Below are 24,973 nucleotides of genomic sequence, written 5' to 3'. Positions count from 1 at the left end.
CGTCCGGCCTATTCGACGCCGACGAGCAGCGGGGAGGCCTGCCGCCGCCCCTCGTAGACCACGGTGTCGACGGCGAGGTGGGCGCGGCGCACGTACTCCTCCAGCAGCCCGGCGAGCCCCTCGGGCGCCTCCTCGCCGAGGACGAGGGTGACCATCTCGCCGCCTCCGGCGAGCATCCGCGCGAGGACGTCCATGGCGATCTGGCCGATGTCGGCGCCGATCACGGCGACGTCGCCGTCGACGAGTCCGAGCACGTCACCGGCCTGGCAGATGCCCGCCATCGTCCAGGACTGGCGTTCGGCGAGGGTCACTTCGCCGTAGCGGGTGGCTCCGGCGGCGGACGTCATGGTGACCACGTCCTCGTCGAAGCGGCGCTCGGGCGCGTGCACGGCCAGCGCGGCGAGGCCCTGGACGGCGGCGCGGGTGGGGATGACGGCGGCGCGTACGCCCTCGGCGCGCGCCTCCTCGACGGCGCGGGCCGCGGAGGGGTGGAACTCGGTGCCGTTGGGCAGGACGAGCACCTCGCCCGCGCCCGTCGCGCGGATGGCGGCGAGCAGCGTCTCGCCGCGCGCGGCGTCGGCGGAGGGCACGACGGTGGCGCCCGCCTCCTCGCAGAGCCCGGCGAGTCCGTCGCCGGGCACGACGGCGACGACGGCGCGGCCGCGCTCCGGCCCGGCCGGTGCGCCGGGGGCGGCGCCGTCCCCGGCGGCGGCGAGGTGCGTGACGCGGATGCGGTACGGGCGTCCCGCGGCGATCCCGGCCTCGACGGCGGCGCCCGCGTCGGGCGTGTGCACGTGGACGCTCCACAGGTCCTCGCCGCCGCCGATGACGAGCGAGTCGCCGAGGGCGTCGAGGGCGGCGCGGAGTCCGTGGAGGTCCGCGCGGCCGTCCGTCTCCAGGAGATACATCACCTCGAAGACGGAGGCGGCGGCCCCGGATCCACCGGCCAGGGGGGCCGCGCACGGAGCGTCGGCAGGCTCCGTGACGGGCTCGGCGACGGGCTCGGCGGCGGGCTCAGCGGCGGCGTTGCCCAGCGCGGTGGAGAGTGCCGACAGGAGGGTGACGAGGCCCGCGGCGCCCGCGTCGACCACGCCCGCCTCGCCGAGGACGGCGAGCTGTCCGGTGGTGGCCTCCAGCGCGGCGCGGGCGGCCCGCTCGGCGGCGGCGGCCTGGCCACGCGCGCCGCCGTCCCCGGCCGCGATGCCGTCCCCGGCCTCCGCGGCGCCGTCGGCCGCCGCCGCGGCGACCGTCAGCATCGTGCCCTCGACGGGGTGCGCGACCGCCTCGTACGCGCTGTCCGCCGCGCGCCGCAGGGCGTGGGCCAGCGACGGGGCGCCGGGCGCTCCGAGGCCGCGCAGGTACTGGGCGAGAATGGTCCCCGAGTTGCCGCGCGCGTCCAGCAGCGCGGCGTGCGCCATGGCGCGCAGCAGGTCCTCGGCGGTCGCCGTCGGCTCTTCCCCGTCCGCCTCGGCAGCGCGGGCCGCCGCCTCGAACGTGAGGCACAGGTTGGTGCCGGTGTCACCGTCCGCGACGGGGAAGACGTTGATCGCGTCGATCCCGGCGCAGGCGGCGCCGAGCGCCTCGCGGCCGAGGGCGCACCAGCTCCGTACCGCTGCGGGATCGAGCGCGTACGGCATGGGCGGGGCTCCTCGGCGGCTCGGGGGGTGGTGTCCGCAGGCTAGTCCCGGGAAGGGCTCGGGCCCAGGTCGGGGGCGGGTGCGGGGGTCCGGGTTTCCCTGTTCGAAGGGCGCCGTTGTATGCTGCTCCGGTTGCCTGATCTGGATGGTCCTGTGGACGTTCCCGGTCCGGCACTCTCCCTGGCAAAGCCGGTCGTTCTGATCATGCGTCGCCGGGATTCACCGTACGTGTATCTGAAGTCTTTGGAGTGACCCGTGGCTGCGAACTGCGACGTCTGCGGCAAGGGGCCGGAGTTCGGCAACAACATCTCCCACTCGCACCGCCGCACCCGCCGTCGCTGGAACCCGAACATCCAGCGCGTGCGTGCCGTGGTCGGCGGGACGCCGAAGCGCCTCAACGCCTGCACCTCGTGCATCAAGGCCGGCAAGGTCTCGCGCTGACGTCCTAGACGTCGCTGCGCGGCCATCTCGCCGGTCGCTGGAACACACGAAAGACCGGCCCGTTCCGACGGGCCGGTCTTTCGTGCGTCCGGGGGCGCGCACAGCGCGTCCGGGTCCGTGCGCGCTCAGTCGCGGAAGCGCCGGCGCCAGCGCCAGCCGTGATCGACGGGCCCGAGGCCGTCCCCGAGCGGGAAGCCCGCCGCTATGGCGCCCGTGGTGTACTCCTTCGCGGCCCGCGCCGCCTCCGGTACGGACTGCCCCTTCGCGAGCTGCGACGCGAGCGCGCTGGCGAGGGTGCAGCCGGTGCCGTGGGTGTGGCGGTTGTCGTGCCGGGGGGCGCGCAGCCAGTGCTCCTCGTCGCCGTCGGTGAGCAGGTCGGCCGCCTCGGCGGAGCCGTGCAGATGGCCGCCCTTGATCAGCGCCCAGCGCGGCCCGTGCCCGAGCACGGCCGCCGCCGCGCGCCGCATCCCGTCCTCGTCCTCCACGTGTACGCCCGTGAGCTGCGCCACCTCGTCCAGGTTCGGGGTGACGACGGTGGCCGTCGGCAGCAGCCGGGTGCGGACCGAGTCGAGGGCCTCGGCGGCGAGGAGGGAATCGCCGTGCTTGGAGACGCCGACGGGGTCGACGACGACGGGCGCGTCCGTACCGGCGAGGAGTTCCGCGACGGTCTCGACGAGCGTCGCGGAGGCGAGCATCCCGGTCTTGACGGCCTGCACACCGATGTCGTCGACGACGCTGCGGTACTGGGCGCGTACGGCCTCGGCGGGCAGCTCCCAGTAGCCCTGCACGCCCAGGGAGTTCTGCGCGGTGACGGCCGCGACCACGCTCATGCCGTGGGTGCCGAGCGCGAGCATCGTCTTCAGGTCGGCCTGGATGCCCGCTCCCCCGCCCGAGTCGGATCCGGCGACGGTGAGGACGAGGGGCAGGCGGGAGGGCGGAGCGCTGCGACGCGGTGTGTCCATGGCCACGACCGTACTCAGAAGGTGCCGGTCAGCCGTCCGACGGGTCCCCGAAGTGGTCCCAGCCGCCCGCCTTGTCCCAGGGCGCGCCGTCGACGGTGACCTGCGGGAGCGCGGAGGGGGAGCGGACCTCGCCGATGACGCGCCAGCGCGCGGGCAGCTTCTGGTCGGAGGGGAAGGTGGCCACGATCGCGTGGTCCTCTCCCCCGGTGAGCACCCACTGCAGCGGGTCGACGCCGACGGCGGTGCCGATGTCCGACATCTGCGCGGGGATGTCGAGCGCGGCCGAGCGGATGTCGATACGTACCTTGCTGGACTCGGCGATGTGCCCGAGGTCGGCGACGAGTCCGTCGCTGACGTCGGTCATCGCGGTGGCGCCGAGCCCGGCCGCCGCGGGGCCCGCGTGGTACGGCGGTTCGGGGCGGCGGTGGGCCTCGACGAAGGCGCGGGGCGAGCGGAACCCGCGGGAGAGCACGGCGTGTCCGGCGGCGGACCAGCCCAGCCAGCCGGTGACGGCGACGACGTCGCCGGGGCGTGCGCCGGCGCGGGTCACGGGCTCCCGGTTGCGCAGGTCGCCGAGCGCGGTGATGGAGACGGTGATGCTGTCGCCGCGCGCGACGTCGCCGCCGACGACGGCCGCGGCGGCCACCTGCGCCTCGTCGCGGATGCCGTCCATCAGCTCCGTGGGCCAGTTGGCGGGGAGTTCGGCGGGGACGACGAGACCGAGGAGGAGCGCGGTCGGCACGGCGCCCATGGCGGCGACGTCGGCGAGGTTCTGCGCTGCGGCCTTGCGCCCGACGTCGTACGCTGTAGACCAATCGCGGCGGAAATGACGTCCTTCGACGAGAATGTCCGTGCTGGCGACGACCCGGCGGTCGGGAGCCGCGACGACGGCCGCGTCGTCACCGGGGCCGATCCGTACGGCGGGGGTGGAGGTCAGCCGGGAGGTCAGCTCCCGGATGAGGCCGAACTCCCCCAACTCCCCCACGGTGCCCGGGGTCCGGCCCCCGGCGTAGCCGTAGGAGGGCTCCGCGCCGGAGGGTCCGGAGGCGGAGGACCCTGGCGCGGTGCCGCCGGTCAGATCGCGCATTGCTGTGCCCCTTTGCATATCTCTGGTTCGGTCACTTCGCTCGTCATCCGTGTGCACCGCCGCTCAAGACGCCGTCAACGCGCCGTGACCGACGGTGGTGCGGGGCTCCCGGCGGGTGAGGGGACGCGGTACGGTGGCGTCTCTTTCTCGCCCCGCATGATCCTCGTAGCCCCCCTGGAGGTTCCGTGGTACAGGCGTACATCTTGATCCAGACAGAGGTCGGCAAGGCATCGACGGTCGCCGACGTGGTCTCCAAGATCCCCGGTGTGATCCAGGCCGAGGACGTCACAGGTCCGTACGACGTGATCGTGCGCGCCCAGGCGGACACGGTCGACGATCTGGGCCGCATGGTGGTCGCCAGGGTCCAGCAGGTGGACGGCATCACCCGCACCCTGACCTGCCCCATAGTCCACCTCTAGGCCACCCGTATGCTCGCCCGGTGAGCACTTCGCACCGCCGGGACACTGCTCCCCTCGCCGCCGCCGTCCTGGCGGTGACGCTGCCGTTGATCATTTCGGCCTGCTCACTCAGCGACGACAGCGCGGGCCCGGCGGTTCCCAGCCCCTCGGGGGAGGCGGCCAGGGCGTGCCGGGCGCTCCATGACGAACTGCCGAAGCGCGTGGACGGGCAGGAGCGCGAGACCCTCGATCCGGAGTCCCCCTACACGGCCGCGTGGGGGGACCCCGCGATCGAGCTGCGGTGCGGGGTCGCCCGGCCGGAGAAGCTCACGCCCGGCAGTGAAGAGTACAACCCCACTTCCGACGCGGCGGAGGTGAACGGGGTTTCCTGGCTGATCGAGGAGCGGGACGGGGGGTACCGGTTCACGACCACGGACCGCGCCGCCCACGTGGAGTTGACGGTCCCGGACGCGTACGCGCCGGAGGTCGGCGCGCTGACGGACCTCGCCCGCGGGGTCCGGAAGGCGGTACCGAAGAAGTCCGGTTAGCCCCGCTCCCGGCCCCGGAATCCGTCAGCGCAGGCCCGTGCTGCGGCGCAGGGCCGACTGGACGAGGCGGTCGACCAGCTCGGGGTAGCCGACGCCGGTCTCCTCCCACATCCGCGGGTACATGGAGATGGGCGTGAAGCCCGGCATCGTGTTGACCTCGTTGATGACGAACCGGCCGTCCTCGCACAGGAAGAAGTCGGCGCGCGCGAGCCCCTCGCAGGAGAGCGCCTCGAAGGCGGCCACGGCCAGCTCGCGGACGCGGGCCGTCTCCTCCTCGCTAAGCGGCGCGGGCACGATGCCGGAGGCCGAGTCGATGTACTTGGCCTCGAAGTCGTAGAAGTCGTGGGCGCTGACCGGCGGGATCTCGGCGGGGACGCTCGCACGGGGCCCGTCCTCGAACTCCAGCACCCCGCACTCGATCTCCCGGCCGCGCAGCAGCGCCTCCACGATGATCTTCGGGTCGTGGCGGTGGGCCTCCGCGATGGCCTCGTCCAGCGCGTCGGGCCCGTCCACCTTGGTGATGCCGAACGAGGAGCCCGCGCGCGCCGGCTTCACGAAGACGGGCCAGCCGTGCTCCTGAGCAAAGTCCGCGATCCGCTGCCGGGCGGCGCCCGGATCGGCCGCCCACTCCCGCGGACGCACCGTCACGTACGGGCCCACGGGCAGCCCGAAGGAGGTGAAGGTCCGCTTCATGTACTCCTTGTCCATGCCGACCGCCGAGGCCAGCACGCCCGAGCCCACGTACGGCACACCGGCCAGGTCGAGCAGCCCCTGGAGCGTGCCGTCCTCGCCGTAGGGCCCGTGCAGCACGGGGAAGACGACGTCGACCTCGCCCAGGGCCTTGGGCACGGCGCCGGGTTCGGTGTGGACGACCTCGCGGCTGTCGGGGCCCAGCGGGAGCACCACGGCGCCGGTGTCGGACTCGGCCAGCTCGTCGGCGCTGGGCAGCTTCCGCTCCTCGATCGCCATCCGGGCCGGGTCGTCGGCCGCCAGGGCCCAGCGGCCCTCGGAGGTGATGCCGATCGGCATGACCTCGTACGCGTCGCGGTCGAGGGCGCTGAGCACGGCCCCGGCCGTGACGACGGAGATCGCGTGCTCGGAACTGCGTCCGCCGAAGACGACGGCGACGCGGGGCTTACGGGAGGGGCTGTGGCTGCTCATATCGTGGGGACTTTACCCGGAGGAGAGGCTTCAGGCGCGCTCGGGCTTGGCGCTGCGGGACATGAGTTCCTTGAGCGCGACGAGCGGGGGCTTGCCGTCGTGGACGATGCCGACGACGGTCTCGGTGATGGGCATCTCCACGCCGTGCCGCCGCGCGAGGTCGAGCACGGACTCGCAGGACTTGACGCCCTCGGCGGTCTGCCTGGTGACCGCGATCGTCTCCTGGAGCGTCATGCCGCGGCCCAGGTTCTGGCCGAACGTGTTGTTCCGGGAGAGCGGCGAGGAGCAGGTCGCGACGAGGTCGCCCATCCCCGCGAGCCCGGCGAAGGTGGGTGCGTCGGCGCCCATCGCGAGGCCCAGCCGGGTCGTTTCGGCGAGCCCGCGGGTGATGAGCGAGGCCTTCGCGTTGTCGCCGAGGCCCATGCCGTCCGCGATGCCGACGGCGAGCGCAATGACGTTCTTGACGGCGCCGCCCAGCTCGCAGCCGACGACGTCGGTGTTGGTGTAGGGCCGGAAGTACGGGGTGTGGCAGGCGCTCTGGAGGCGGCGCGCGGCGTCCTCGTCCGCGCAGGCGACGACGGCGGCGGCGGGCTGCCGCTGGGCGATCTCACGGGCCAGGTTGGGCCCGGTCAGCACGGCCACCCGGTCGGCGGGGACCCCGGCGACCTCCTCGGCGACCTCGCTCATCCGCTTCGCGGTGCCGAGTTCGACGCCCTTCATCAGGGAGACCAGCACGGTGCCGGGGTGCAGCAGCGGGGCCCAGGACTCCAGGTTGCCGCGGAGCGTCTGGGAGGGGACGGAGAGCACGGTGAACTCCGCGCCGTCGGCCGCCTCGGCCGGGTCGGTGGTCGCGTGCACGGCCGCGGGGAGTTCGGTGTCGGGGTGGTAGTCCGGGTTGCGGCGCTCGGTGTTGACCGCGTCCACGACCTCGGCGCGGCGCCCCCACAGGGAGACGTCGCAGCCCGCGTCGGCGAGCACCATCGCGAAGGCCGTGCCCCAGGAGCCGGTGCCGAATACGGCGGCTTTCGTCACGCGTTCTTCTCTTCCTTCTTCTCTTCCTCGTGCTGACCCTCCGGGGGCTGAGCCTCGGGCTGTCCCTCGCGGGCGGCACGCCTGCTCTCCGCGCGCTTCCGCGCGGCCTTGCGGGGGTCGAACCGCTCAGCGGGCGCCTCCTCCCCGCGGATCCCGGCGAGCTGCGCGGTGACGGCGTCCATCATGACGTCGGTGACCTCGCGCAGCACCTCCGTCGTCGGCTCCTTGTCGTAGTACGCCGACAGGTCGATGGGCGGCCCGGCCTGCACCGTGAAGGTCTTGCGGGGGAAGAAGCTGAGCTGCTTGAACTTCGCGTACGGCGGGACCGCGAGGTTGGCTCCCCACTGGGCGACGGGGATGACGGGGGCCTTCGTCAGCAGCGCGACGCGGGCAGCGCCCGACTTGCCGCCCGCCATGGGCCACATCTCGGGGTCACGGGTGATGGTGCCCTCGGGGTAGAAGGCGACGCACTCGCCCTTCTCGATGGCGTCGACGGCGGCGCGGAAGGCTCCCACGGCGTCGGCGGACTCGCGGTAGACGGGAATCTGGCCCGTCCCGCGCATCACGGTCCCCACGACGCCGCCCTTGAACAGCGCGTTCTTCGCCAGGAAGCGCGGCACACGTCCGGTGTTGAACTGGTAGTGCGCGTAGGAGAGCGGGTCGAGATGGGAGTTGTGATTGACGACGGTGATAAAGCCGCCCTCTGCGGGAATGTGTTCCATTCCCCGCCAGTCCCGCTTGAAGAGCACCACGAGCGGCGGTTTCAGCAATACCGCTGCGAGGCGGTACCAGAAGCCGACTTTATGGCGGGACACTCGGACACCATCTCCTTTTGGCGCTATGGACAACCGCACAAGTGTCGCCGCAGGGCGCCGCTCTGTCGAGCACACTGTCCGCCCCCGCTGTCGTGCACACCGTAACCCCACCGCCGTCCGGGTGCCCCGCGCGCAGGCGAGAATGGGGCCGATGCAGTCACAAGTGACGTCAGCGGCGTGGACCGCCGTGGTGCCGCTGAAGCCTCTGGCACGGGCCAAGAGCAGGCTCGGCGCGTCCGTGGGCGACGCGGCGCTCCCGGATCTCGCTCTGGCGTTCGCGCAGGACACGGTCGGCGCGGTCCTGGCGTGTCCCGCCGTGCGCGGTGTGGTCGTTGTCACGGACGATCCCCTGGCCGCCGCCGCGCTCTCGGCGCTCGGCGCGCGCACGGTCCCCGACGCCCCGGCCGCCGGGCTCAACGCGGCGCTGGCCCACGGCGAGGCCGTGGCGCGCGCCGCCGATCCGGGAACGGCGCTCGCGGCGCTCAACGCGGACCTTCCCGCGCTCCGTCCCCGCGAATTGCTCGACGTTCTCGAATGGGCGTCCCGATTCCCCCGCGCCTTTCTCCCCGACGCCGCCGAAATCGGCACGACGCTGTTGTCCGCCATGCCGGGCGCTCGACTCCTTCCCGCATTCGGCGGCCTCTCGCGGGCCCGTCACCGCGCCTCGGGCGCCGTCGAGATCGGGCTTTCCGGAGTGGAGAGCGTGCGCCAGGACGTCGATACGGGCGAGGACCTGGTGGCCGCGCGGAAACTCGGGGTGGGCCGCCATACCGCCGCGCTGCTCGCGGCCCCGTGCGGACCGGGCAGGCCCGGCGGGGGCGGCAGGGGGCTGAACGCGCCGTCGAACGCGCCTTGAGCGGGCGTCGGCCCGGGCCCGTGGCGGGCGGGTAGGCTGCCGCGCATGCAGGCCACGGCGTACACGTATGACCCCGAGTCCCGGTCAGGGAGCGTGCTGCTCGACGACGGGAGTCCGCTGGAGTTCGGGAGCGCGGCCTTCGAGGCGGGCGGCCTGCGGCTGCTGCGGCCCGGCCAGCGCGTGCGGATCGAGGTGGAGGGCGAGGGCGAGGCCCGCCGGGTCACGCTGGTGACGCTCCAGACCTTCTGAGCTGCCCGTTCCCCGCGAATCCCTGGGAATCCCGGGGAATCGCCGGGAAACCCCTGGACAACGGCCGCGGGCCGGGCTCCCCCGAGGGAGCCCGGCCCGGCGCCGTTCCTGGCCGCTGGTGCGCGAGGTGAGACCGTTTCCGCGGCTCAGCGCCTGCGGGAAGTGGTCTTCTTGGCGGTGGTCTTGCGGGCCGCCGTCTTCTTCGCCGGGGCCTTCTTCGCGGTGCTCTTCTTGGCCGGCGCCTTCTTGGCGGTGGCCTTCTTGGCGGCGCCCGTGGCCTTCTTGGCCGGGGTCGCCTTCTTGGCCGCGGTGGCCTTCTTGGCCGCGGTCGTCTTCTTGGCCGCCGTGGTCTTCTTCGCGGCGGTGGTCTTCTTGGCCGCCGTGGTCTTCTTCGCGGCGGCGGTGGTCTTCTTCGCCGCCGTGGTCTTCTTGGCGGTCGCCTTCTTCGCCGACGCCTTCTTGGTGGCGGCCTTCTTGGTGGTCGTCCCACCGGACAGGCTGCCCTTGGGGGCCTTCTTGACCGCGACGTCGTTCTTCGGGAGCTTCTTGGCCCCGCTCACCAGGTCCTTGAAGCCCGCGCCGGCGCGGAAGCGCGGCACCGAGGTCTTCTTGACCCGGACCCGCTCCCCGGTCTGGGGGTTACGGGCGTACCGGGCCGGACGGTCGACCTTCTCGAACGAGCCGAAGCCGGTGACGGAAACCCTCTCGCCACTGACTACCGCGCGGACGATCGCGTCCAGAACGACGTCGACCGCGTCCGCGGCCTGCTGACGTCCACCGAGCTGGTCTTGGATTGCTTCAACGAGCTGCGCCTTGTTCACGTCTTCCCCTTCGGAGACATTGCCGGAACGAATGTGTTCAAGCTTTTTCGCACGTTAGGCAGATATATACCGCAAATCAAACACGAAACGGGCGAATCACCCTTGTGCCGCAACGAACTCGACCGTCATCGAGTTCCGTCGGCGTGCACATCTCCCCCGCCCGGCGGGAATCGCCCCTCGTCGATGTCGCTCATCAGACGCTCCAGACGCCGTTCCGCGGCGGCGAGATCGTGCTTCGAAGCCGCCGTGATGACCAGCAGCTTCCGGGTAAGCGCCACCCGTGCGCCCTCGGGGACTTGCGGTGAGCGCACAACGGCGTGCGCCTCTTTCAAGAGGGCGGCGAGTCGGTCGTAGAGCTCCAGTTGACCGTCGCGTTCCATGCGGTGATTGTGCCATCTGGGGTGAGTTGTCGCTTCCAGCGGGGGGAGTACCGGGCCTGGTGACGTCAACTCGGCCTGTGGGGGCCCGAGTTGACGTGCCGCGGCGCGTCCCGTGCGGCGGGTCGCGAGCGGCACCGTTCCCTAGTACGAAAGGAACTGGCCCTCAAGACTAATTCACGTCAACATCGTGCGCTCCCTCTGTCCCGCAGAGCGCACCGCCCGGCTCCCCCGCACAGCACCGCGCCCCCGCCGGACGGCGGGGGCGCGGTGGGTGTCTGAGAAGGGCTCAGGCGGTGAGCGTGCGCGGCTTGAAGGCGGCGCGCGAGCCCTCGAAGTCCGCGATCGCGTCCTCGTTCTTCAGGGTGAGGCTGATGTCGTCGAGCCCCTCCAGCAGCCGCCAGCGGGCGTTCTCGTCCAGCTCGAAGTCCGCGTCGACGCCCGGCGCCAGCACCTTGCGCCGAACGAGGTCCACGGTCACCTCGGCGGCCGGGTCGGCCTCCGCCAGCTTCCACAGCGCGTCCACCGTCTCCTGCGGGAGGACGACGGTGAGCAGGCCGTTCTTCAGCGAGTTGCCCCGGAAGATGTCGGCGAAGCGGGAGGAGATCACGGCCTTGAAGCCGTAGTTCTGCAGGGCCCAGACGGCGTGCTCGCGGGAGGAGCCGGTGCCGAAGTCGGGGCCCGCGACCAGCACGGTGGCCCCCTCGTACGCGCTCTGGTTGAGCACGAAGTCCGGGTCCTTGCGCCAGGCCTCGAAGAGCCCGTCCTCGAAGCCGTCGCGGGTGACCTTCTTGAGCCAGTGCGCGGGGATGATCTGGTCCGTGTCGACGTTGCTGCGGCGCAGCGGGACGGCACGGCCCGTGTGCGTGGTGAAGGCTTCCATCGTGCTCAGACTCCCGCGGTCTCTCGTACGTCGGACAGGTCGGCCGGCGAGGCCAGGTGCCCCAGGACCGCCGTGGCGGCGGCGACCTGCGGGGAGACCAGGTGGGTGCGGCCGCCCTTGCCCTGCCTGCCCTCGAAGTTGCGGTTGGAGGTCGAGGCGGCCCGCTCGCCCGGCTGGAGCTGGTCGGGGTTCATGCCCAGGCACATCGAGCAGCCCGCGTGCCGCCACTCGGCGCCCGCCGCGGTGAACACCTTGTCGAGCCCCTCCTCGACGGCCTGGAGCGCCACCCGGACGGAGCCGGGGACGACCAGCATCCGCACGTCGTCGGCCACCCGGCGCCCGTCCAGCACCGCGGCCGCCGAACGCAGGTCTTCGATACGGCCGTTGGTGCACGAGCCCACGAAGACCGTGTCGACCGTCACCTCGCGCAGCGGCTGGCCCGCGCTCAGGCCCATGTACTCCAGGGCCTTCTCCGCGGCGAACCGGGCGCTGGCGTCCTCGAAAGAGGCCGGGTCCGGCACCGAGGCGGTCAGCGGCGCGCCCTGTCCCGGGTTGGTCCCCCAGGTCACGAACGGGGCCAGCTCGGAGCCCTCGATGACGACCTCGTGGTCGAAGACGGCGTCGTCGTCGGTGCGCAGCGTCCTCCAGTACGCGACGGCCGCGTCCCAGTCCTCGCCGTTCTCGCCCTTCGGGGCGTGCTCGCGGCCCTGGACGTACGCGAAGGTCGTCTCGTCCGGCGCGATCATCCCGGCGCGGGCCCCGGCCTCGATCGACATGTTGCAGATGGTCATGCGGGCCTCCATCGAGAGCTTCTCGATGGCCTCGCCGCGGTACTCGATGACGTACCCCTGGCCGCCGCCGGTGCCGATCTTCGCGATGATGGCGAGGATCAGGTCCTTGGCGGTGACGCCCTCGGGCAGCTCGCCGTTCACGGTGACCGCCATGGTCCTGAACGGGGCCATCGGCAGCGTCTGGGTGGCCAGCACGTGCTCGACCTGGGAGGTGCCGATGCCGAACGCGAGCGCGCCGAACGCGCCGTGCGTCGAGGTGTGGCTGTCGCCGCAGACCACGGTCATGCCGGGCTGGGTGAGGCCGAGCTGCGGCCCGACCACGTGCACGACGCCCTGCTCGACGTCGCCCAGCGGGTGCAGCCGGACGCCGAAGTCCGCGCAGTTCTTGCGCAGGGTCTCCAACTGGGTGCGCGAGACCGGGTCGGCGATGGGCTTGTCGATGTCGAGGGTCGGGGTGTTGTGGTCCTCGGTCGCGATGGTGAGATCGGTGCGCCGCACGGCGCGGCCCGCCTTGCGGAGGCCGTCGAACGCCTGCGGGCTGGTCACCTCGTGCAGGAGGTGGAGATCGATGAAGAGAAGGTCCGGCTCGCCTTCCGCGCGCCTGACGACATGGTCGTCCCAGACTTTCTCCGCGAGTGTGCGTCCCATCGCTTTCCCTTCGGCCGGCGTCGGTGCCGACCACATGTCGAGATCAGTGCCGCCGCGGCTGGCGCGGCGCCCGTCTCCCAAGGTTGGCGGGTCGCGGAGAAAATTGAACTTGCGTTTCACACTTTGAGACGCAAGTATCGACGCATGGACAACTCTAGTGGCGTCGGCGTTCTCGACAAGGCTGCTCTGGTACTGAGCGCTCTGGAGTCCGGTCCGGCCACCCTCGCCGGGCTGGTCGGAGCGACCGGTCTCGCGCGCCCCACGGCGCACCGGCTCGCGGTGGCCCTTGAGCACCACCGCATGGTGGCCCGCGACATGCAGGGCCGTTTCATACTCGGCCCGCGGCTGGGCGAGCTGGCCGCGGCGGCGGGCGAGGACCGGCTGCTGGCCTCCGCGGGCCCCGTGCTCACCCACCTGCGGGACGTGACAGGCGAGAGCGCGCAGCTCTACCGCCGCCAGGGCGACATGCGGATCTGCGTGGCCGCCGCCGAGCGGCTCTCCGGCCTGCGGGACACCGTGCCCGTCGGCTCGACCCTCCCCATGAAGGCGGGCTCGGCGGCGCAGATCCTGATGGCCTGGGAGGAGCCCGAGCGGCTGCACCGCGGCCTCCAGGGCGCCCGCTTCACGGCGACGGCGCTCTCGGGCGTACGGCGCAGGGGCTGGGCCCAGTCGATCGGCGAGCGCGAGCCGGGCGTGGCCTCGGTCTCGGCCCCGGTGCGGGGCCCCTCGAACCGGGTGGTCGCGGCCGTCTCCGTCTCCGGCCCGATCGAGCGGCTGACCCGTCACCCGGGCCGCATGCACGCCCAGGCGATCGTCGACGCGGCGGCCCGTCTGAGCGAGGCGCTGCGGCGGCCCAACTGAGCGGCGGGGCCCGCCTCTTAGGAGGCGCGTCGCGAGGCGCTCCTGAGACGTTCGGGTGCGCTGTTCCCCCGGGTGGCGACCGGCGCCGTGCCGTACGCCGCGGCCAGGCCGTACGGGGGCATGTCGACGTAGACGCACTCGAAGCCGTCGCTGGGCACGCGGTAGGTCTCGTGCCAGATCCCGACGCTCCCCCGGCTCTTGCGCACCTGGCGGTTGAACGCGGCCCAGACCGGGCGGTGTTCGCGGCCGGGCGCGCTCGCGTAGGCGAAGAGCTCCTCGGTCGAGCGCCAGTGCTGCACCACCGCGAAGTCCCGCGGCCCGCCCAGCGCGAAGCGCGCCCCGAGCAGGCCCGCGGCCGGACCGGCGCGCAGCTCCCGCTCTCCGAGCTGAGCGCGCGCAGCGGCGTGCCGACGGCGACGATCAAGTTCTACCTGCGCGAGAAGCTCCTCCCGCCCGGCGAGCGCGTCAGCGCGACCCAGGCCGCCTACGGCGAGGACCACCTGCGGCGGCTGCGCCTCGTACGGGCGCTGATCCAGGTCGGACGGATGCCGGTGGCCACGGCGCGCGAGGTGCTGGCCGCCGTCGACGACGAGAGCCTGGACCAGCACTCCCGGCTCGGCGTCGCCACCTGGGCCCTGCCGGGCCCCGCGCCGGTCCAGGGCGAGGAGCGCGACGAGGAGTCCCTGGAGACCGCCAGACGGGACGTCGGCGCCCTGCTGGAGCGGCTGGGCTGGTACGAGTGCGAGCCCGGCACCCCGGCGTACGACACCCTCGTGGAGGCCGTGGCCGCGCTCGTACGCCTCGGCTACCCCTGCGACATCCCGCACCTGGCCCGCTACGCGCACGCGGCGGCGGACGTGGCGGAAACGGACCTGGAGCTGCTGCGGGGCCTGGAGAACGCCACCGAGCAGGTCGAGGCGGGCGTCGCCCTCACGGTCCTCTACGAGCCCGTCCTGCTGAGCCTGCGCCGCCTGGCCCAGGCCGAGGAGTCGTCCCGCCGCTTCGGGACGCCGCCGCGGGAACGCCCGGCGCCGTAGTTCCGGCACCGGGCGTGGATTGTGCGTGTGCGCATGCTGTCACTCAGAGCACCGTGTCGCCCCCGGTGGTCACCGGGTAGCGCTCGACCTTGAGCAGGAAGTTCTGGATGCCGAAGTCGACGCCGTTCTGCCGCTTCACCTGGACCTTGACGGTGGCGTCCCGGCGGACGACGTCGTCGTCGAAGTGGAACGCGCGGACGACGGTGACGCTGCGCCACTCGCCGGGCATCGCGGCGAAGGTGCGGTGGTTGTCGCTCTGCGGGTGGCCGGGCTGGCCCCCGAAGAGGATGTCGAACTGCGTGATCCCGCCCCAGTCGTCCTTCTTGGCGAGGATCTCGGCCGTGAAGGTGGCGACGAACAGCGCCCCGTAGCTGGGCGTGCCCTTGCCGACCTCCGCCGGGATCATCATTCCCGGCACGTCCGTCCACTGGTCCGTGGCGGGGCGCGCGGGCCGTCCAGCGCCAGAACCGGTCAAAGAGCGCACGACAAAGGCCCCGCACCTGCTGGTGCGGGGCCTTGTGATCGAGTACCCCCGACCGGATTCGAACCGGCGCTACCGCCTTGAGAGGGCGGCGTGCTAGGCCGCTACACAACGGGGGCCTCTGCTCGATCCCGGTCCGGAGACCAGGATCCGTACCCCCGACCGGATTCGAACCGGCGCTACCGCCTTGAGAGGGCGGCGTGCTAGGCCGCTACACAACGGGGGCCTCGATCTATATGAGCGTAGATCGCGCTGGGCTACCAGGACTCGAACCTAGACTAACTGAACCAGAATCAGTCGTGCTGCCAATTACACCATAGCCCACCAGAACTCAACCCCAGTTGGGATCTTGTTCGGGTTACCGCCGGTCGGTCCGGGCCTTCGGCCCGTCCCCTCGCGGCGACAGGAAGAACATTACCCGATGGGAGACGGTGCTCCAAAACGGGTTCTGCCCGGGAGCGGGGCTCCCGGGCAGCCTCGTGATCAGGCGGTGAGCTTGGCCAGCGCCGCGTCGATACGCGCGAGCGTGCGGTCCTTGCCCAGGACCTGGAGCGACTCGAAGAGCGGCAGGCCGACCGTGCGGCCCGTCACCGCGACGCGGACCGGGGCCTGGGCCTTGCCGAGCTTCAGGCCGTGCTCCTCGCCCGCCGCCAGGACCGCGTCCTTGAGGGCGTCCGGGGACGACCAGTCGGCCGCCTCCAGCTTGGCGCGGGCCGTGCGCAGCAGCGCGTCCGAGCCCTCCTTCATCGCCTTCTGCCAGGACTTCTCGTCCTCCACCGGCTCGTCGAGGAAGAGGAAGTCGACGTTGTCGGTGATGTCGGAGAGGACCGTGAGGCGGGTCTGGGCCAGGGGGGCCAGCTCCTCGAAGGCCGCCTGGTCGAAGTTCTCCTCCGGCCACGGGGCGTACGGGGCCCTCAGCCAGGGGGCGCAGCGCTCCGTGAAGTCCTTCACCGGCAGCTCGCGCAGGTGCGTGGCGTTGATGGCCTCGCACTTCTTCAGGTCGAAGCGCGCCGGGTTGCCGTTGACGTCGTGGATGTCGAAGGCGGCGACCATCTCGTCCATGGAGAAGATGTCGCGGTCCTCGGAGAGCGACCAGCCCAGCAGCGACAGGTAGTTCAGCAGGCCCTCGCGGAGGAAGCCCCGCTCCCTGTACATGTTCAGCGAGGACTGCGGGTCACGCTTGGAGAGCTTCTTGTTGCCCTCCCCCATCACGTACGGCAGGTGCCCGAAGAGCGGGACCTCCTTGGCCAGGCCCAGGTCGATCAGCGCCTTGTAGAGCGCGATCTGGCGCGGGGTGGAGGAGAGCAGGTCCTCGCCGCGCAGGACGTGCGTGATCTCCATCAGCGCGTCGTCGACCGGGTTGACCAGCGTGTAGAGCGGGGCGCCGTTGGCACGCAGGATGCCGTAGTCGGAGACGTTCTCCGGCTGGAAGGTGATCTCGCCGCGGACCAGGTCGTCGAACGTGATCGCCTCGTCCGGCATCCGGAAGCGGACGACATGGCTGCGCCCCTCCGCCTCGTACGCGGCGATCTGCTCGGGCGTGAGGGTGCGGCACGTGCCGTCGTAGCCGGACGGGCGGCCCTCCTCGCGGGCGCGCTCGCGGCGCTCCTCCAGCTCCTGCGCGGTGCAGTAGCAGGGGTAGGCGTACCCGCCCTCCTGGAGCTTCCGCGCGACGTCCGCGTAGATCTCCATCCGCTCGGACTGGCGGTACGGGGCGTGCGGGCCGCCCACCTGGGGGCCCTCGTCCCAGTCGAGGCCGAGCCAGCTCATCGCGTCGAGGAGCTGCTCGTAGGACTCCTCGGAGTCGCGGGCCGCGTCGGTGTCCTCGATGCGGAAGACCAGGGTGCCGCCGGTGTGCCGCGCGTACGCCCAGTTGAAGAGCGCGGTGCGGACCATGCCCACGTGGGGGTTGCCGGTCGGGGAGGGACAGAAACGTACGCGTACGGGGTTCGCCGCGTCGCTCGTCGCGTTAGTCACGCTTGATCACCTTGTTGGTGAGAGTGCCGATGCCTTCGATGGTGACGGCGACCTCGTCGCCGACGTTCAGGGGGCCGACGCCCGCGGGGGTGCCGGTGAGGATGACGTCGCCCGGGAGCAGCGTCATGGCCTCGGTGATGTGGACGATCACGTCCTCGATGGAGCGGACCATCTCGGCGGTGCGGCCGAGCTGCCGCTGCTCGCCGTTGACCGTGCACATGATGCCGAGGTCGGCCGGGTCCAGCTCCGTCTCGGTCCAGGGGCCGAGCGGGCAGGAGGAGTCGAAGCCCTTGGCCCGCGCCCACTGCTTCTCCGTGCGCTGGACGTCACGCGCGGTGACGTCGTTCGCGCAGGTGTAGCCGAGGATGACGTCCTTCACGCGCTCGCGGGGCACGTCCTTGCACAGCCGGCCGATGACGACGGCCAGCTCCGCCTCGTAGTGCACCTCGGAGGAGAAGGAGGGGTAGACGATCGGGTCGCCGGGGCCGATGACCGAGGTGGACGGCTTGAAGAACGTCACCGGGGTCTCGGGGACCTCGTTGCCCAGCTCCTTGGCGTGCTCGGCGTAGTTCCTTCCGATGGCGACGACCTTGTTCGGGAGCACGGGCGGAAGCAGGCGCACCTGGCTGAGGGGCAGCTTCTGTCCCGAGCGCTCGAAATCGGCGAAGGGGTGGCCCTTGATGATGTCGAGGACGGGCCCGCCCTCCGTACCGGCGTCGCCTTCCACTACGCCGAATCCGACGTTGCCGTCCAGGGAGAATCTGGCGATGCGCACGGGGTGTTTCCTTCGCGGTGGCGTGGCTGTGGGGTCGGTGCTCCAGCCTATGCCACGCGCCACGGACCGCCCCTCCCGCGCCGGTGCGGGGGAGGTGGCGGGGCGCCCGTGCGGGGCCCGTCAGCGCAGGCGGGCCATCAGGGCGTGCTCGACCAGGGTGATCAGCGCGCTCTTGGCGTCGGCTCTGTGCCGGGCGTCGGTGGTGATGATGGGCGCGTCGGGCCCGATCTGGAGGGCCTCGCGGACCTCCTCCGGGGAGTACGGCTGGTGCCCGTCGAAGCCGTTGAGGGCGATGACGAAGGGCAGGCCGCTGTTCTCGAAGTAGTCCACCGCCGGGAAGCAGTCCGCGAGACGCCGGGTGTCGACGAGGACGACGGCGCCGATCGCGCCGCGCACCAGGTCGTCCCACATGAACCAGAACCGGTCCTGACCCGGCGTACCGAACAGGTACAGGATCAGGTCCTGGTCCAGGGTGATGCGGCCGAAGTCCATGGCCACCGTGGTCGTCGTCTTGTCCGCGGTGTGCGTCAGATCGTCGATGCCCGCGGACGCCGAGGTCATGACCGCTTCCGTGCGCAGCGGGTTGATCTCCGAGACCGCGCCCACGAACGTGGTCTTGCCCACGCCGAAGCCGCCGGCCACCACGATCTTCGCGGACGTGGTGGATCGGGCTGAACCTCCAACGGTCCCGCCGCTAGAGCTTGCGAAGTCCACTGAGCACCCTTTCGAGCAGTGTCACGTCTGGCTGGCCGTCCGCGCTCTGTTCGCCGCCACCGGGCTGGTGGATGGCGACGAGACCGGCTTCGGCCAGGTCGGCGACGAGGATCCGGGCGACGCCGAGCGGAATGGTCAGGAGTGCGGAGATCTCGGCTACCGACTTGATCTCGTAGCACAGACGGCAGATCCGCTGGTGCTCGGGCAGTTGGCCCTGGAGCTGCGCGGGGTCGGCCGAGGTGTGCACCAGTGCCTCGATGGCCAGCTGGTAGCGGGGACGGGTCCGGCCACCCGTCATGGCGTACGGCCTGACCAGCGGCTGCTGGGTCTGCTGCGGCGGCCGCTGCTGGTCGCCCGGCCGGTGTCCGCTGCCCACGCCCCGCTGCGGGGGGTGCACGGGCTGGATACGCGGAGCCTGCGGCTGGCGCTGATGGTGCTGAGGCTGGTGCGGGTCGTGCTGGTGCTGGTGGTGCTGCGGGGGCTGATGCTGCTGCGGCGCCTGAGGCTGCTGCTGCGGCTGCGCGTACTCGCTGGGCGTGGAGGGGAAGTTGAAGCGGTTGAGGAACGGGGCGTCGCCGCCGGGACCCTCATGACCACTGCCGTACGACGACGGACCTCCTGGGGGCGTTGCCACGTTTCCTCCTCGCACTACGGACGTTCGGGCCGTTGCGTCTTCCTTCGGGACTGTCCCTGCTGCTTCAACGCTCCTGCTCGGCACCGCGTCCCCGCACTTTATGGTGCGGAGACGCAATGCGCACTGTCTGTCTGCTTCCTACGCCCTAGTTGAGAAGGCTGCCTTGCAGTTCCGCGCGCAGATCCGGCGTCAGGACCGTACCCGCGCGGTCGACGAGGAGGGCCATCTCGTAGCCGACGAGGCCGATGTCGGCCTCGGGGTGGGCGAGGACGGCGAGCGAGGAACCGTCCGAGATGGACATGATGAAGAGGAACCCCCGCTCCATCTCCACCACCGTCTGGTTGACCCCCCCACCCTCGAAGATGCGGGACGCACCCGCGGTGAGCGAGGTCAGCCCCGAGGCGACCGCCGCCAACTGATCGGCACGGTCACGCGGGAAGCCCTCGGACATCGCGAGCAGAAGTCCGTCGGCGGAGACCACCACCGTGTGCGACACCCCGGGGGTGTTGTCCACGAAGTTGGTGATCAACCAGTTCAGGTTCTGCGCCGCCTGGCTCATCGGGCTCACACTAACGCTCCTGATCGTAGGTGCTGCCGGGGCCGAAGCCCTGTTGGTCATTCTCGTTGGCGTCGCCCGCTGTGCGTCCCCGTCGGACACCACGGTGCAGGTTGCTCAGTCTGCCGCGCACGTCCTCCGGCGCACGGGAGACCGAGGGGCCGCCCTGCGGGCTCTCCTCCGCGGCGCCCTCGACCAGGTTGGCCCGGGGCACCCGCCGCGGCAGGCCGGATGTGGTGACGCCGCCGGCCTGGGGGTCGCGCAACTGGCCCGCCCTGTCCCAGAGGTCGTCGTTCGGCGACCGCGTGTGGGTTCCGGTTTCGTCCTGCGACGGCTGCTTCTGAGGCTGCTGAGACAGGGGTGCCGGAGTTTCGGGGTGGGCCGTGTGCTGCGCTGCCGAACCCCCATCGAACGGTGAACGCCCCGGCTCACGGCGCGGAAGCCCCGCGTCGGTCGTCGAGCTGATCCTGCTCGGGAGGGGACCCGGACTGTCGAAGCCTACGCGGTCCAGACCGGAGTTCGGAACGCCGGGAGCAGATTCCGCTTCCGCATCGTTAGCGGCGTACTGCCCTTCCTGCGGGGCCTGTTGAGGCGCCCCGTGCTGCGGCTCGTAGGGCTGCGCGGGCTGCTGCGGAGCGTACTGCTGGGGGTCGTACGGCGGCTGCGCCGATGGCTGAACCGGCTGCTGATCTGGCTGGATCTGATGCTGCTCGTACGGCTGGACCTGCGACTGCGTGTGCGACTGGGCCTGCGGCTGGGCGTCGTACGGCTGCTGCTGCTGGTCGTACCGCTGTGCCCCGTCCTGGCCGTACCGGCCGTACTGGTCCTGACCGCCGTACGGCGCCTGGCCGTACGGCTGCCGCGTGGGCAGCTGCGGCTGGCCGTTGCCCTGGAAGCCCAGGGGCTCCTGCTGTCCCTGGTCCCCCGGTCCGCCTTGGTGCGCTTCGAGCGCCGCGCGCCGTTCCCCGCGCCGCAGGGAGCGCTCGACGGGTCCGAGCGCCGGTGTCGCGTCGGGTGCGCCGGGTGCGCCCTCGGCGCCGTAGCGCGAGTCGTCGAAGCCCAGCTCGGCGGCGGAGCGTGCCTGGGCGTCGTACGCCTGCTGCTGCGGGAGGCCGGGCTGCTGTTCGGGGACGATCCGGGAGACGGTGAAGTCCTCCTCGCCGTTCTCCCCGTGCTCCGAGCCGCCGCCGCCGTGCGTGATGGCGTCGGGCAGCATCACCAGCGAGGTGGTGCCCGCCTGCTCGCCGGAGGGGCGGAGCTGGACGCGGATGCCGTGCCGGTCGGAGAGGCGGCCGACCACGAAGAGGCCCATGCGCTGGGAGACCGAGGCGTCCACGGTCGGCGGGTTGGCCAGCTTGTGGTTGATGTCGGCGAAGTCCTCGGCGGTCAGGCCGATGCCCTTGTCGTGGATCTCGATCATCATCCGGCCGTCGGGCATGCGGGTGGCCCGCACCCGCACCTTCGTCTGCGGCGAGGAGAACGAGGTCGCGTTCTCCAGCAGCTCGGCGAGGAGGTGCACGAGGTCGTTCACGACCTGGCCGTGGATCTCGGTCTCCGGGACGCCGGAGATCTCGATCCGCTCGTAGTGCTCCACCTCGGAGGCCGCGGCGCGCAGGATGTCGACGAGCGGGACGGGCTCGGTCCAGCGCCGTCCCGGCTCCTCGCCCGCGAGAACCAGCAGGTTCTCGCCGTTGCGGCGCATGCGGGTGGCGAGGTGGTCCATCCGGAAGAGGCTTTCGAGCTGGTCCGGGTCCGCCTCGTTGTTCTCCATGTCCGTGACCAGTTCGAGCTGGCGCTCGATGAGGCCCTGGTTGCGGCGGGAGAGGTTGGTGAAGATCGCGTTGACGTTGCCGCGCAGCAGCGCCTGCTCGGCGGCGAGCCGGACGGCCTCGCGGTGCACCTGGTCGAAGGCGCGGGCGACCTCGCCGATCTCGTCGCGGCTGGTGATCGGGATGGGCTGGACGCGGGTGTCCACGCGGCCCGGCTCCGTACGGGAGAGCTGGTCGACCAGCATCGGCAGGCGCTGCTCGGCGACGTCGAACGCCGCGCCGCGCAGGGTGCGCATGCTGCGGCTCATCGAGCGGGCCATGCGACCCGCGATGACGAAGGCGAAGAGCAGCGCGACCAGCACGATCACGGAGTTGATGATCGCGTCGCGGCGGGCGTCGGAGGCGATCTGGTCGGTCTCGTCGAGGGCGTGCCGGGCGAGGTCCTTCTCGACGGCGCGGTACGCGTCGAACGTCGCGGTCGAGGTCGCGAACCAGCTCTTCTCGGTGATGCCCTTGGCCTTGAGCTCGGCCGGGCTCGCGCCGCTGCCGATGGCCTTGACCATCTTCTCCATCGTGGGCGGCGGCACGAACTTCTCGTTCTTCGCCGCGGCCTCCTGCTTGGCCTGCGCGATCTGCTTGCGGCCCTCCGCCTTGGCCTTGACCTGCTCGTCCCGCAGCAGCTTCACGTCCTGGGTACGCCCGCCGGACACGTACTCGCCGAGGGCGATCCGCTCCAGGTAGGCGTAGGAGGCGAGGGCGGTGAGCTGCTGCTGCTTGGCCTGGTCGGAGGGGCCGGGCTTGGTCAGCAGATGGGCGCCGAGCGCGCGCTGGAGGGACTCGGCGGCCTTGGCGAGCGAGATGGCGTAGACGGTGCGGCCGTAGGAGGTGACGTTGCCGGTGCCGAGGCCGAGCTCGTTGGCGAACTCCATCAGCGGGTGCTGGATGGTGACGTAGCCCTCTTCGGTCTTCACGCCGGGCAGGGCCTTGGTGTAGGCGCCCTGGCGGAGCACGGGAAGGCGGGGCTCGACCTTCTTGAAGGCGTCGAGCCGGCGCTTGAGACCCGGCTCGTCCGGCATGTTGTCGACGGCCTTCTTGAAGTCCTTTGCCGCCTGGTCCGTGGCATTACGGGAGCTGCTGACCTCGGAGTCGTTCTTGTCGCCCCTCAGGAGCGGGGCCGCGGTGCGGTCACGCTCATCGATGAGGGCGTGGCCGTAGTCGGCGGCCGACTCGACGAGTTCCGCGGTCCGCTGGGCCTCCTGCGCGTCCTGCCAGGTGGCGAAGTCCGACTCGACCTTGAATCCGCCGAAGACGAGGGCGACGAGCACGGGTATCAGGAGAATCGCGTTCAGCCGGGTGGGCACCCGCCAATTGCGTACCTTCATCCGGCTGCCGCCCTGGCCCTGCCCCTGTGCCTGCCCCTGTCCCTGGGGCGCCCCGGCCTGGGATCCCCCGGGCGCGGTGGCGCGCGAGGGTGGCGTGAAGTTCCCCCGCGCCTGAGCCCGATCCTGCGGTGCGGAGCCCGCCTTGCTTCGCCTCACTCGACTTCTCACCTCTCGGCGCTCGGTTCCCCGTCGCCAGCGCTGCGCCGTCACTACTGCTGAGTTCAGGGAATTCCAGCACGTCAGACCCGCCGTTTCCAAACACTTGACGAATGAGTGCAAAGGTGGAACGCGTCAGCGGAAAAACGGGCATTGGGGCAATGCCCCGTCAAATGACGTGGGATTCATGCGCAGAGTGAGACGTTCCGCTCGCCACGGGTGTTCACAGGGCTCTGTTTTGCCTGTCGAAACGTTATGAAGGCGAGTCCGGACATGGCGAAGAACACAGCCGATCTACGACTGTGATCCAGGGACCGTCTACATCATTCAGCGGTCGGCGCAGAGCGGGTGAGGAGTCTCCGCGCCGCCGCTTCGATCATTTCAGCCGGGCGAGCAGCGCGTGCTCGACCAGGGTGATCAATCCGCTCTTCGCCTCGGCGCGGTGCCGCGCGTCGGTGGTGATGATGGGGGTGTCGGGCCCGATCTGCAGAGCTTCGCGGACCTCCTCCGGGGAGTAGGGCTGGTGCCCGTCGAAGCCGTTGAGGGCGATGACGAAGGGCAGGCCGCTGTTCTCGAAGTAGTCCACCGCCGGGAAGCAGTCGGCCAGCCGCCGGGTGTCGACGAGGACGACGGCGCCGATCGCACCGCGCACCAGGTCGTCCCACATGAACCAGAACCGGTCCTGACCCGGCGTACCGAACAGGTACAGGATCAGGTCGTCGTCGAGCGTGATGCGGCCGAAGTCCATGGCCACCGTGGTGGTGGTCTTGCCTCCGGTGTGCGTCAGATCGTCGATGCCCGCGGACGCCGAGGTCATCACGGCCTCGGTGCGCAGCGGGTTGATCTCCGAGACCGCGCCCACGAACGTGGTCTTGCCCACGCCGAAACCGCCCGCGACAACGATCTTCGCGGAGGTGGTCGAACGCCCCGTTGCGGGCATGCCGTATCCCTGCTGGCTCATCTGTCCCATGGATCCCATCGGCCCTACGGGACCTGGCGGCTGCTGCCCCATCTGTCCCCTCTGCGGGCTAGAGCTTGCGAAGTCCACTGAGCACCCTTTCGAGCAAGGTCACGTCGGGAGCGCCGCCGGGCTCGGACCCGCCACCGGGCTGGTGGATGGCCACCATTCCGGCCTCGGCGAGGTCGGCGACGAGAATCCGGGCTACCCCCAACGGGATGGCGAGCAGTGCGGAGACCTCCGCGACCGACTTGACCTCGCGGCACAGGTGGCAGATCCGCTGGTGCTCGGGGAGGAGCCCCTGGAGCTGCACAGGCTCGGCGCTGGTGCTCACCAGGGCCTCGATGGCCAGCTGGTAGCGCGGCCGGGTGCGGCCACCCGTCATGGCGTACGGGCGCACCAGCGGCTGGTCGCCTTCGTCCCCGTACGGCGCTTGGTGGTTCGGGGCACCGTACGGGCCGGGCGAGGCGGGCGGCGGGGTCATGGCTCCTCCGAGCGAGGCATGTGGTCGGCGGGCGGACGATGGTGCTCAGGTGGGGGGAGCGTGAAGATCAGTTGAGAATGCTTCCCTGGAGTTCCGCGCGGACGTCCGGGGTGAGTACGGTTCCGGCACGGTCCACGAGGAGGGCCATCTCGTAGCCGACGAGGCCGATGTCGGCCTCCGGGTGGGCGAGGACGGCGAGCGAGGAACCGTCCGAGATGGACATGATGAAGAGGAACCCCCGCTCCATCTCCACCACCGTCTGGTTGACCCCCCCACCCTCGAAGATGCGGGACGCACCCGCGGTGAGCGAGGTCAGCCCCGAGGCGACCGCCGCCAACTGATCGGCACGGTCACGCGGGAAGCCCTCGGACATCGCGAGCAGAAGTCCGTCGGCGGAGACCACCACCGTGTGCGACACCCCGGGGGTGTTGTCCACGAAGTTGGTGATCAACCAGTTCAGATTCTGCGCCGCCTGGCTCATCG

General features: G+C 71.3%; 28 protein-coding genes and 3 tRNA genes. 7 read left to right on the top strand and 24 right to left on the bottom strand.

Annotation, left to right across the window (positions count from 1 at the left end; translation table 11 throughout):
• Positions 1-8: 8 nt before the first annotated feature.
• Positions 9-1,637: a DAK2 domain-containing protein gene (locus ACGF3A_RS07785; RefSeq protein ID WP_393726796.1), complete on the bottom strand. Its 1,629-nt coding sequence runs from the start codon at positions 1,635-1,637 to the stop codon at positions 9-11.
• Positions 1,638-1,892: 255 nt separating this feature from the next.
• Here ACGF3A_RS07785 and rpmB point away from each other — a divergent pair, with 255 nt between their 5' ends.
• On the top strand, positions 1,893-2,078 hold the full coding sequence (rpmB, locus tag ACGF3A_RS07780) for a 50S ribosomal protein L28 (RefSeq protein ID WP_016470082.1): 186 nt from the start codon (positions 1,893-1,895) through the stop codon (positions 2,076-2,078).
• Positions 2,079-2,203: 125 nt separating this feature from the next.
• Here the strand turns inward: rpmB and thiD are convergent, their stop codons facing one another.
• Both thiD and ACGF3A_RS07770 read right to left on the bottom strand, forming a co-directional pair.
• On the bottom strand, positions 2,204-3,040 hold the full coding sequence (gene thiD / locus ACGF3A_RS07775; RefSeq protein ID WP_393726793.1) for a bifunctional hydroxymethylpyrimidine kinase/phosphomethylpyrimidine kinase: 837 nt from the start codon (positions 3,038-3,040) through the stop codon (positions 2,204-2,206).
• 28 nt (positions 3,041-3,068) lie between these two features.
• A complete protein-coding gene (locus ACGF3A_RS07770; protein ID WP_393726791.1) occupies positions 3,069-4,127 on the bottom strand; it encodes a thiamine-phosphate kinase in 1,059 nt (352 codons plus the stop codon).
• 185 nt (positions 4,128-4,312) lie between these two features.
• On the opposite strand from ACGF3A_RS07770, the gene ACGF3A_RS07765 reads away from it, so the two are divergent.
• On the top strand, positions 4,313-4,546 hold the full coding sequence (locus ACGF3A_RS07765; protein ID WP_344534190.1) for an Lrp/AsnC ligand binding domain-containing protein: 234 nt from the start codon (positions 4,313-4,315) through the stop codon (positions 4,544-4,546).
• Positions 4,547-4,566: 20 nt separating this feature from the next.
• Positions 4,567-5,073 carry a DUF3515 domain-containing protein gene (locus ACGF3A_RS07760; protein WP_393726789.1) on the top strand — a complete coding sequence of 169 codons (507 nt, stop codon included), beginning with the start codon at positions 4,567-4,569 and terminating at the stop codon, positions 5,071-5,073.
• 24 nt (positions 5,074-5,097) lie between these two features.
• On the opposite strand, the gene ACGF3A_RS07755 is transcribed toward ACGF3A_RS07760, so the two are convergent.
• Genes ACGF3A_RS07755 through ACGF3A_RS07745 form a run of 3 tightly spaced genes read right to left on the bottom strand, consistent with a single transcriptional unit; the run spans position 5,098 to position 8,081 of the window.
• Positions 5,098-6,234, bottom strand: a complete 1,137-nt coding sequence (locus ACGF3A_RS07755) for a D-alanine--D-alanine ligase family protein (RefSeq protein ID WP_393726787.1) — start codon at positions 6,232-6,234, stop codon at positions 5,098-5,100.
• A 30-nt stretch (positions 6,235-6,264) separates the two neighbouring features.
• The gene (locus tag ACGF3A_RS07750; RefSeq protein ID WP_393726785.1) at positions 6,265-7,266 is read right to left on the bottom strand and encodes an NAD(P)H-dependent glycerol-3-phosphate dehydrogenase; all 1,002 of its coding nucleotides are present in this window, start codon (positions 7,264-7,266) and stop codon (positions 6,265-6,267) included.
• The gene (locus tag ACGF3A_RS07745) at positions 7,263-8,081 is read right to left on the bottom strand and encodes a lysophospholipid acyltransferase family protein (protein WP_393726783.1); all 819 of its coding nucleotides are present in this window, start codon (positions 8,079-8,081) and stop codon (positions 7,263-7,265) included. Before ACGF3A_RS07745 ends, ACGF3A_RS07750 begins: the two co-directional genes overlap by 4 nt.
• Positions 8,082-8,232: 151 nt before the next feature.
• On the opposite strand from ACGF3A_RS07745, the gene cofC reads away from it, so the two are divergent.
• Both cofC and ACGF3A_RS07735 read left to right on the top strand, forming a co-directional pair.
• Positions 8,233-8,937, top strand: a complete 705-nt coding sequence (gene cofC / locus ACGF3A_RS07740) for a 2-phospho-L-lactate guanylyltransferase (RefSeq protein WP_393726781.1) — start codon at positions 8,233-8,235, stop codon at positions 8,935-8,937.
• 45 nt (positions 8,938-8,982) lie between these two features.
• The gene (locus ACGF3A_RS07735; RefSeq protein WP_393726779.1) at positions 8,983-9,186 is read left to right on the top strand and encodes a hypothetical protein; all 204 of its coding nucleotides are present in this window, start codon (positions 8,983-8,985) and stop codon (positions 9,184-9,186) included.
• Positions 9,187-9,332: 146 nt separating this feature from the next.
• On the opposite strand, the gene ACGF3A_RS07730 is transcribed toward ACGF3A_RS07735, so the two are convergent.
• The 4 genes from ACGF3A_RS07730 to leuC form a co-directional block, all read right to left on the bottom strand.
• Complete coding sequence (locus ACGF3A_RS07730; RefSeq protein ID WP_393726777.1) at positions 9,333-10,007, bottom strand: HU family DNA-binding protein; 675 nt, start codon at positions 10,005-10,007, stop codon at positions 9,333-9,335.
• A gap of 125 nt (positions 10,008-10,132) precedes the next feature.
• A complete protein-coding gene (locus ACGF3A_RS07725) occupies positions 10,133-10,387 on the bottom strand; it encodes a hypothetical protein (protein ID WP_393726775.1) in 255 nt (84 codons plus the stop codon).
• Between the two features lie 286 nt (positions 10,388-10,673).
• The gene (gene leuD, locus ACGF3A_RS07720; RefSeq protein ID WP_393726773.1) at positions 10,674-11,267 is read right to left on the bottom strand and encodes a 3-isopropylmalate dehydratase small subunit; all 594 of its coding nucleotides are present in this window, start codon (positions 11,265-11,267) and stop codon (positions 10,674-10,676) included.
• 5 nt (positions 11,268-11,272) lie between these two features.
• Entirely contained in the window at positions 11,273-12,706 is a 1,434-nt protein-coding gene (gene leuC, locus ACGF3A_RS07715) for a 3-isopropylmalate dehydratase large subunit (RefSeq protein WP_393726771.1), read from the bottom strand.
• A gap of 144 nt (positions 12,707-12,850) precedes the next feature.
• Here leuC and ndgR point away from each other — a divergent pair, with 144 nt between their 5' ends.
• On the top strand, positions 12,851-13,567 hold the full coding sequence (ndgR, locus tag ACGF3A_RS07710) for an IclR family transcriptional regulator NdgR (protein ID WP_344534200.1): 717 nt from the start codon (positions 12,851-12,853) through the stop codon (positions 13,565-13,567).
• A 17-nt stretch (positions 13,568-13,584) separates the two neighbouring features.
• On the opposite strand, the gene ACGF3A_RS07705 is transcribed toward ndgR, so the two are convergent.
• Positions 13,585-14,067 (bottom strand): monooxygenase family protein, encoded by a 483-nt coding sequence (locus tag ACGF3A_RS07705; protein ID WP_393726769.1) that lies wholly within the window; start codon positions 14,065-14,067, stop codon positions 13,585-13,587.
• On the opposite strand from ACGF3A_RS07705, the gene ACGF3A_RS07700 reads away from it, so the two are divergent.
• Positions 13,954-14,604, top strand: a complete 651-nt coding sequence (locus ACGF3A_RS07700) for a MerR family transcriptional regulator (protein WP_393727216.1) — start codon at positions 13,954-13,956, stop codon at positions 14,602-14,604. The two genes, ACGF3A_RS07705 and ACGF3A_RS07700, sit on opposite strands and share 114 nt — an antisense overlap.
• Before the next feature lie 43 nt (positions 14,605-14,647).
• On the opposite strand, the gene ACGF3A_RS07695 is transcribed toward ACGF3A_RS07700, so the two are convergent.
• The 13 genes from ACGF3A_RS07695 to ACGF3A_RS07635 form a co-directional block, all read right to left on the bottom strand.
• Positions 14,648-15,079, bottom strand: coding sequence for a hypothetical protein (locus ACGF3A_RS07695; RefSeq protein WP_393726767.1), 432 nt, complete (start codon positions 15,077-15,079; stop codon positions 14,648-14,650).
• Positions 15,080-15,131: 52 nt separating this feature from the next.
• Positions 15,132-15,204: transfer RNA gene (locus tag ACGF3A_RS07690), tRNA-Glu, on the bottom strand.
• 34 nt (positions 15,205-15,238) lie between these two features.
• Positions 15,239-15,311 (bottom strand) — tRNA-Glu (locus tag ACGF3A_RS07685).
• A 26-nt stretch (positions 15,312-15,337) separates the two neighbouring features.
• Positions 15,338-15,409: transfer RNA gene (locus ACGF3A_RS07680), tRNA-Gln, on the bottom strand.
• Between the two features lie 159 nt (positions 15,410-15,568).
• The gene (gltX, locus tag ACGF3A_RS07675; RefSeq protein WP_393726765.1) at positions 15,569-17,062 is read right to left on the bottom strand and encodes a glutamate--tRNA ligase; all 1,494 of its coding nucleotides are present in this window, start codon (positions 17,060-17,062) and stop codon (positions 15,569-15,571) included.
• A complete protein-coding gene (locus tag ACGF3A_RS07670) occupies positions 17,055-17,837 on the bottom strand; it encodes a fumarylacetoacetate hydrolase family protein (RefSeq protein ID WP_393726763.1) in 783 nt (260 codons plus the stop codon). Before ACGF3A_RS07670 ends, gltX begins: the two co-directional genes overlap by 8 nt.
• A 120-nt stretch (positions 17,838-17,957) precedes the next feature.
• The gene (locus tag ACGF3A_RS07665) at positions 17,958-18,551 is read right to left on the bottom strand and encodes an ATP/GTP-binding protein (protein WP_344534205.1); all 594 of its coding nucleotides are present in this window, start codon (positions 18,549-18,551) and stop codon (positions 17,958-17,960) included.
• Positions 18,532-19,185, bottom strand: coding sequence for a DUF742 domain-containing protein (locus tag ACGF3A_RS07660; RefSeq protein WP_393726761.1), 654 nt, complete (start codon positions 19,183-19,185; stop codon positions 18,532-18,534). The genes ACGF3A_RS07665 and ACGF3A_RS07660 overlap by 20 nt, the downstream gene beginning before the upstream one ends.
• A gap of 145 nt (positions 19,186-19,330) precedes the next feature.
• Positions 19,331-19,744: a roadblock/LC7 domain-containing protein gene (locus tag ACGF3A_RS07655; protein WP_241063341.1), complete on the bottom strand. Its 414-nt coding sequence runs from the start codon at positions 19,742-19,744 to the stop codon at positions 19,331-19,333.
• A gap of 10 nt (positions 19,745-19,754) precedes the next feature.
• On the bottom strand, positions 19,755-23,048 hold the full coding sequence (locus ACGF3A_RS07650; protein WP_393726759.1) for a nitrate- and nitrite sensing domain-containing protein: 3,294 nt from the start codon (positions 23,046-23,048) through the stop codon (positions 19,755-19,757).
• 376 nt (positions 23,049-23,424) lie between these two features.
• Positions 23,425-24,009: an ATP/GTP-binding protein gene (locus ACGF3A_RS07645; RefSeq protein WP_393727214.1), complete on the bottom strand. Its 585-nt coding sequence runs from the start codon at positions 24,007-24,009 to the stop codon at positions 23,425-23,427.
• Between the two features lie 67 nt (positions 24,010-24,076).
• Positions 24,077-24,490: a DUF742 domain-containing protein gene (locus tag ACGF3A_RS07640; RefSeq protein WP_344534208.1), complete on the bottom strand. Its 414-nt coding sequence runs from the start codon at positions 24,488-24,490 to the stop codon at positions 24,077-24,079.
• 67 nt (positions 24,491-24,557) lie between these two features.
• Entirely contained in the window at positions 24,558-24,971 is a 414-nt protein-coding gene (locus tag ACGF3A_RS07635; RefSeq protein ID WP_344534485.1) for a roadblock/LC7 domain-containing protein, read from the bottom strand.
• Between the last annotated feature and the right edge of the window lie 2 nt (positions 24,972-24,973).

Origin of the sequence: Streptomyces sp. NPDC048172, from assembly GCF_043202595.1 — a bacterium.
Lineage (GTDB): Bacteria > Actinomycetota > Actinomycetes > Streptomycetales > Streptomycetaceae > Streptomyces.
Note: the sequence above shows the minus strand (reverse complement) of the source record. Positions and strands in the feature narration are given on the sequence as shown.

Excerpts from the sequence above, each read along its gene's own strand:
- ACGF3A_RS07755 (WP_393726787.1), bottom strand. The coding sequence starts at position 6,234 with ATGAGCAGCCACAGCCCCTCCCGTAAGCCCCGCGTCGCCGTCGTCTTC.
- ACGF3A_RS07655 (WP_241063341.1), bottom strand. The coding sequence starts at position 19,744 with ATGAGCCAGGCGGCGCAGAACCTGAACTGGTTGATCACCAACTTCGTG.
- ACGF3A_RS07725 (WP_393726775.1), bottom strand. The coding sequence starts at position 10,387 with ATGGAACGCGACGGTCAACTGGAGCTCTACGACCGACTCGCCGCCCTC.
- thiD (WP_393726793.1), bottom strand. The coding sequence starts at position 3,040 with ATGGACACACCGCGTCGCAGCGCTCCGCCCTCCCGCCTGCCCCTCGTC.
- ACGF3A_RS07770 (WP_393726791.1), bottom strand. The coding sequence starts at position 4,127 with ATGCGCGATCTGACCGGCGGCACCGCGCCAGGGTCCTCCGCCTCCGGA.
- ndgR (WP_344534200.1), top strand. The coding sequence starts at position 12,851 with ATGGACAACTCTAGTGGCGTCGGCGTTCTCGACAAGGCTGCTCTGGTA.
- ACGF3A_RS07635 (WP_344534485.1), bottom strand. The coding sequence starts at position 24,971 with ATGAGCCAGGCGGCGCAGAATCTGAACTGGTTGATCACCAACTTCGTG.
- leuD (WP_393726773.1), bottom strand. The coding sequence starts at position 11,267 with ATGGAAGCCTTCACCACGCACACGGGCCGTGCCGTCCCGCTGCGCCGC.
- ACGF3A_RS07645 (WP_393727214.1), bottom strand. The coding sequence starts at position 24,009 with ATGAGCCAGCAGGGATACGGCATGCCCGCAACGGGGCGTTCGACCACC.
- ACGF3A_RS07785 (WP_393726796.1), bottom strand. The coding sequence starts at position 1,637 with ATGCCGTACGCGCTCGATCCCGCAGCGGTACGGAGCTGGTGCGCCCTC.
- leuC (WP_393726771.1), bottom strand. The coding sequence starts at position 12,706 with ATGGGACGCACACTCGCGGAGAAAGTCTGGGACGACCATGTCGTCAGG.
- ACGF3A_RS07640 (WP_344534208.1), bottom strand. The coding sequence starts at position 24,490 with ATGACCCCGCCGCCCGCCTCGCCCGGCCCGTACGGTGCCCCGAACCAC.
- cofC (WP_393726781.1), top strand. The coding sequence starts at position 8,233 with ATGCAGTCACAAGTGACGTCAGCGGCGTGGACCGCCGTGGTGCCGCTG.
- ACGF3A_RS07735 (WP_393726779.1), top strand. The coding sequence starts at position 8,983 with ATGCAGGCCACGGCGTACACGTATGACCCCGAGTCCCGGTCAGGGAGC.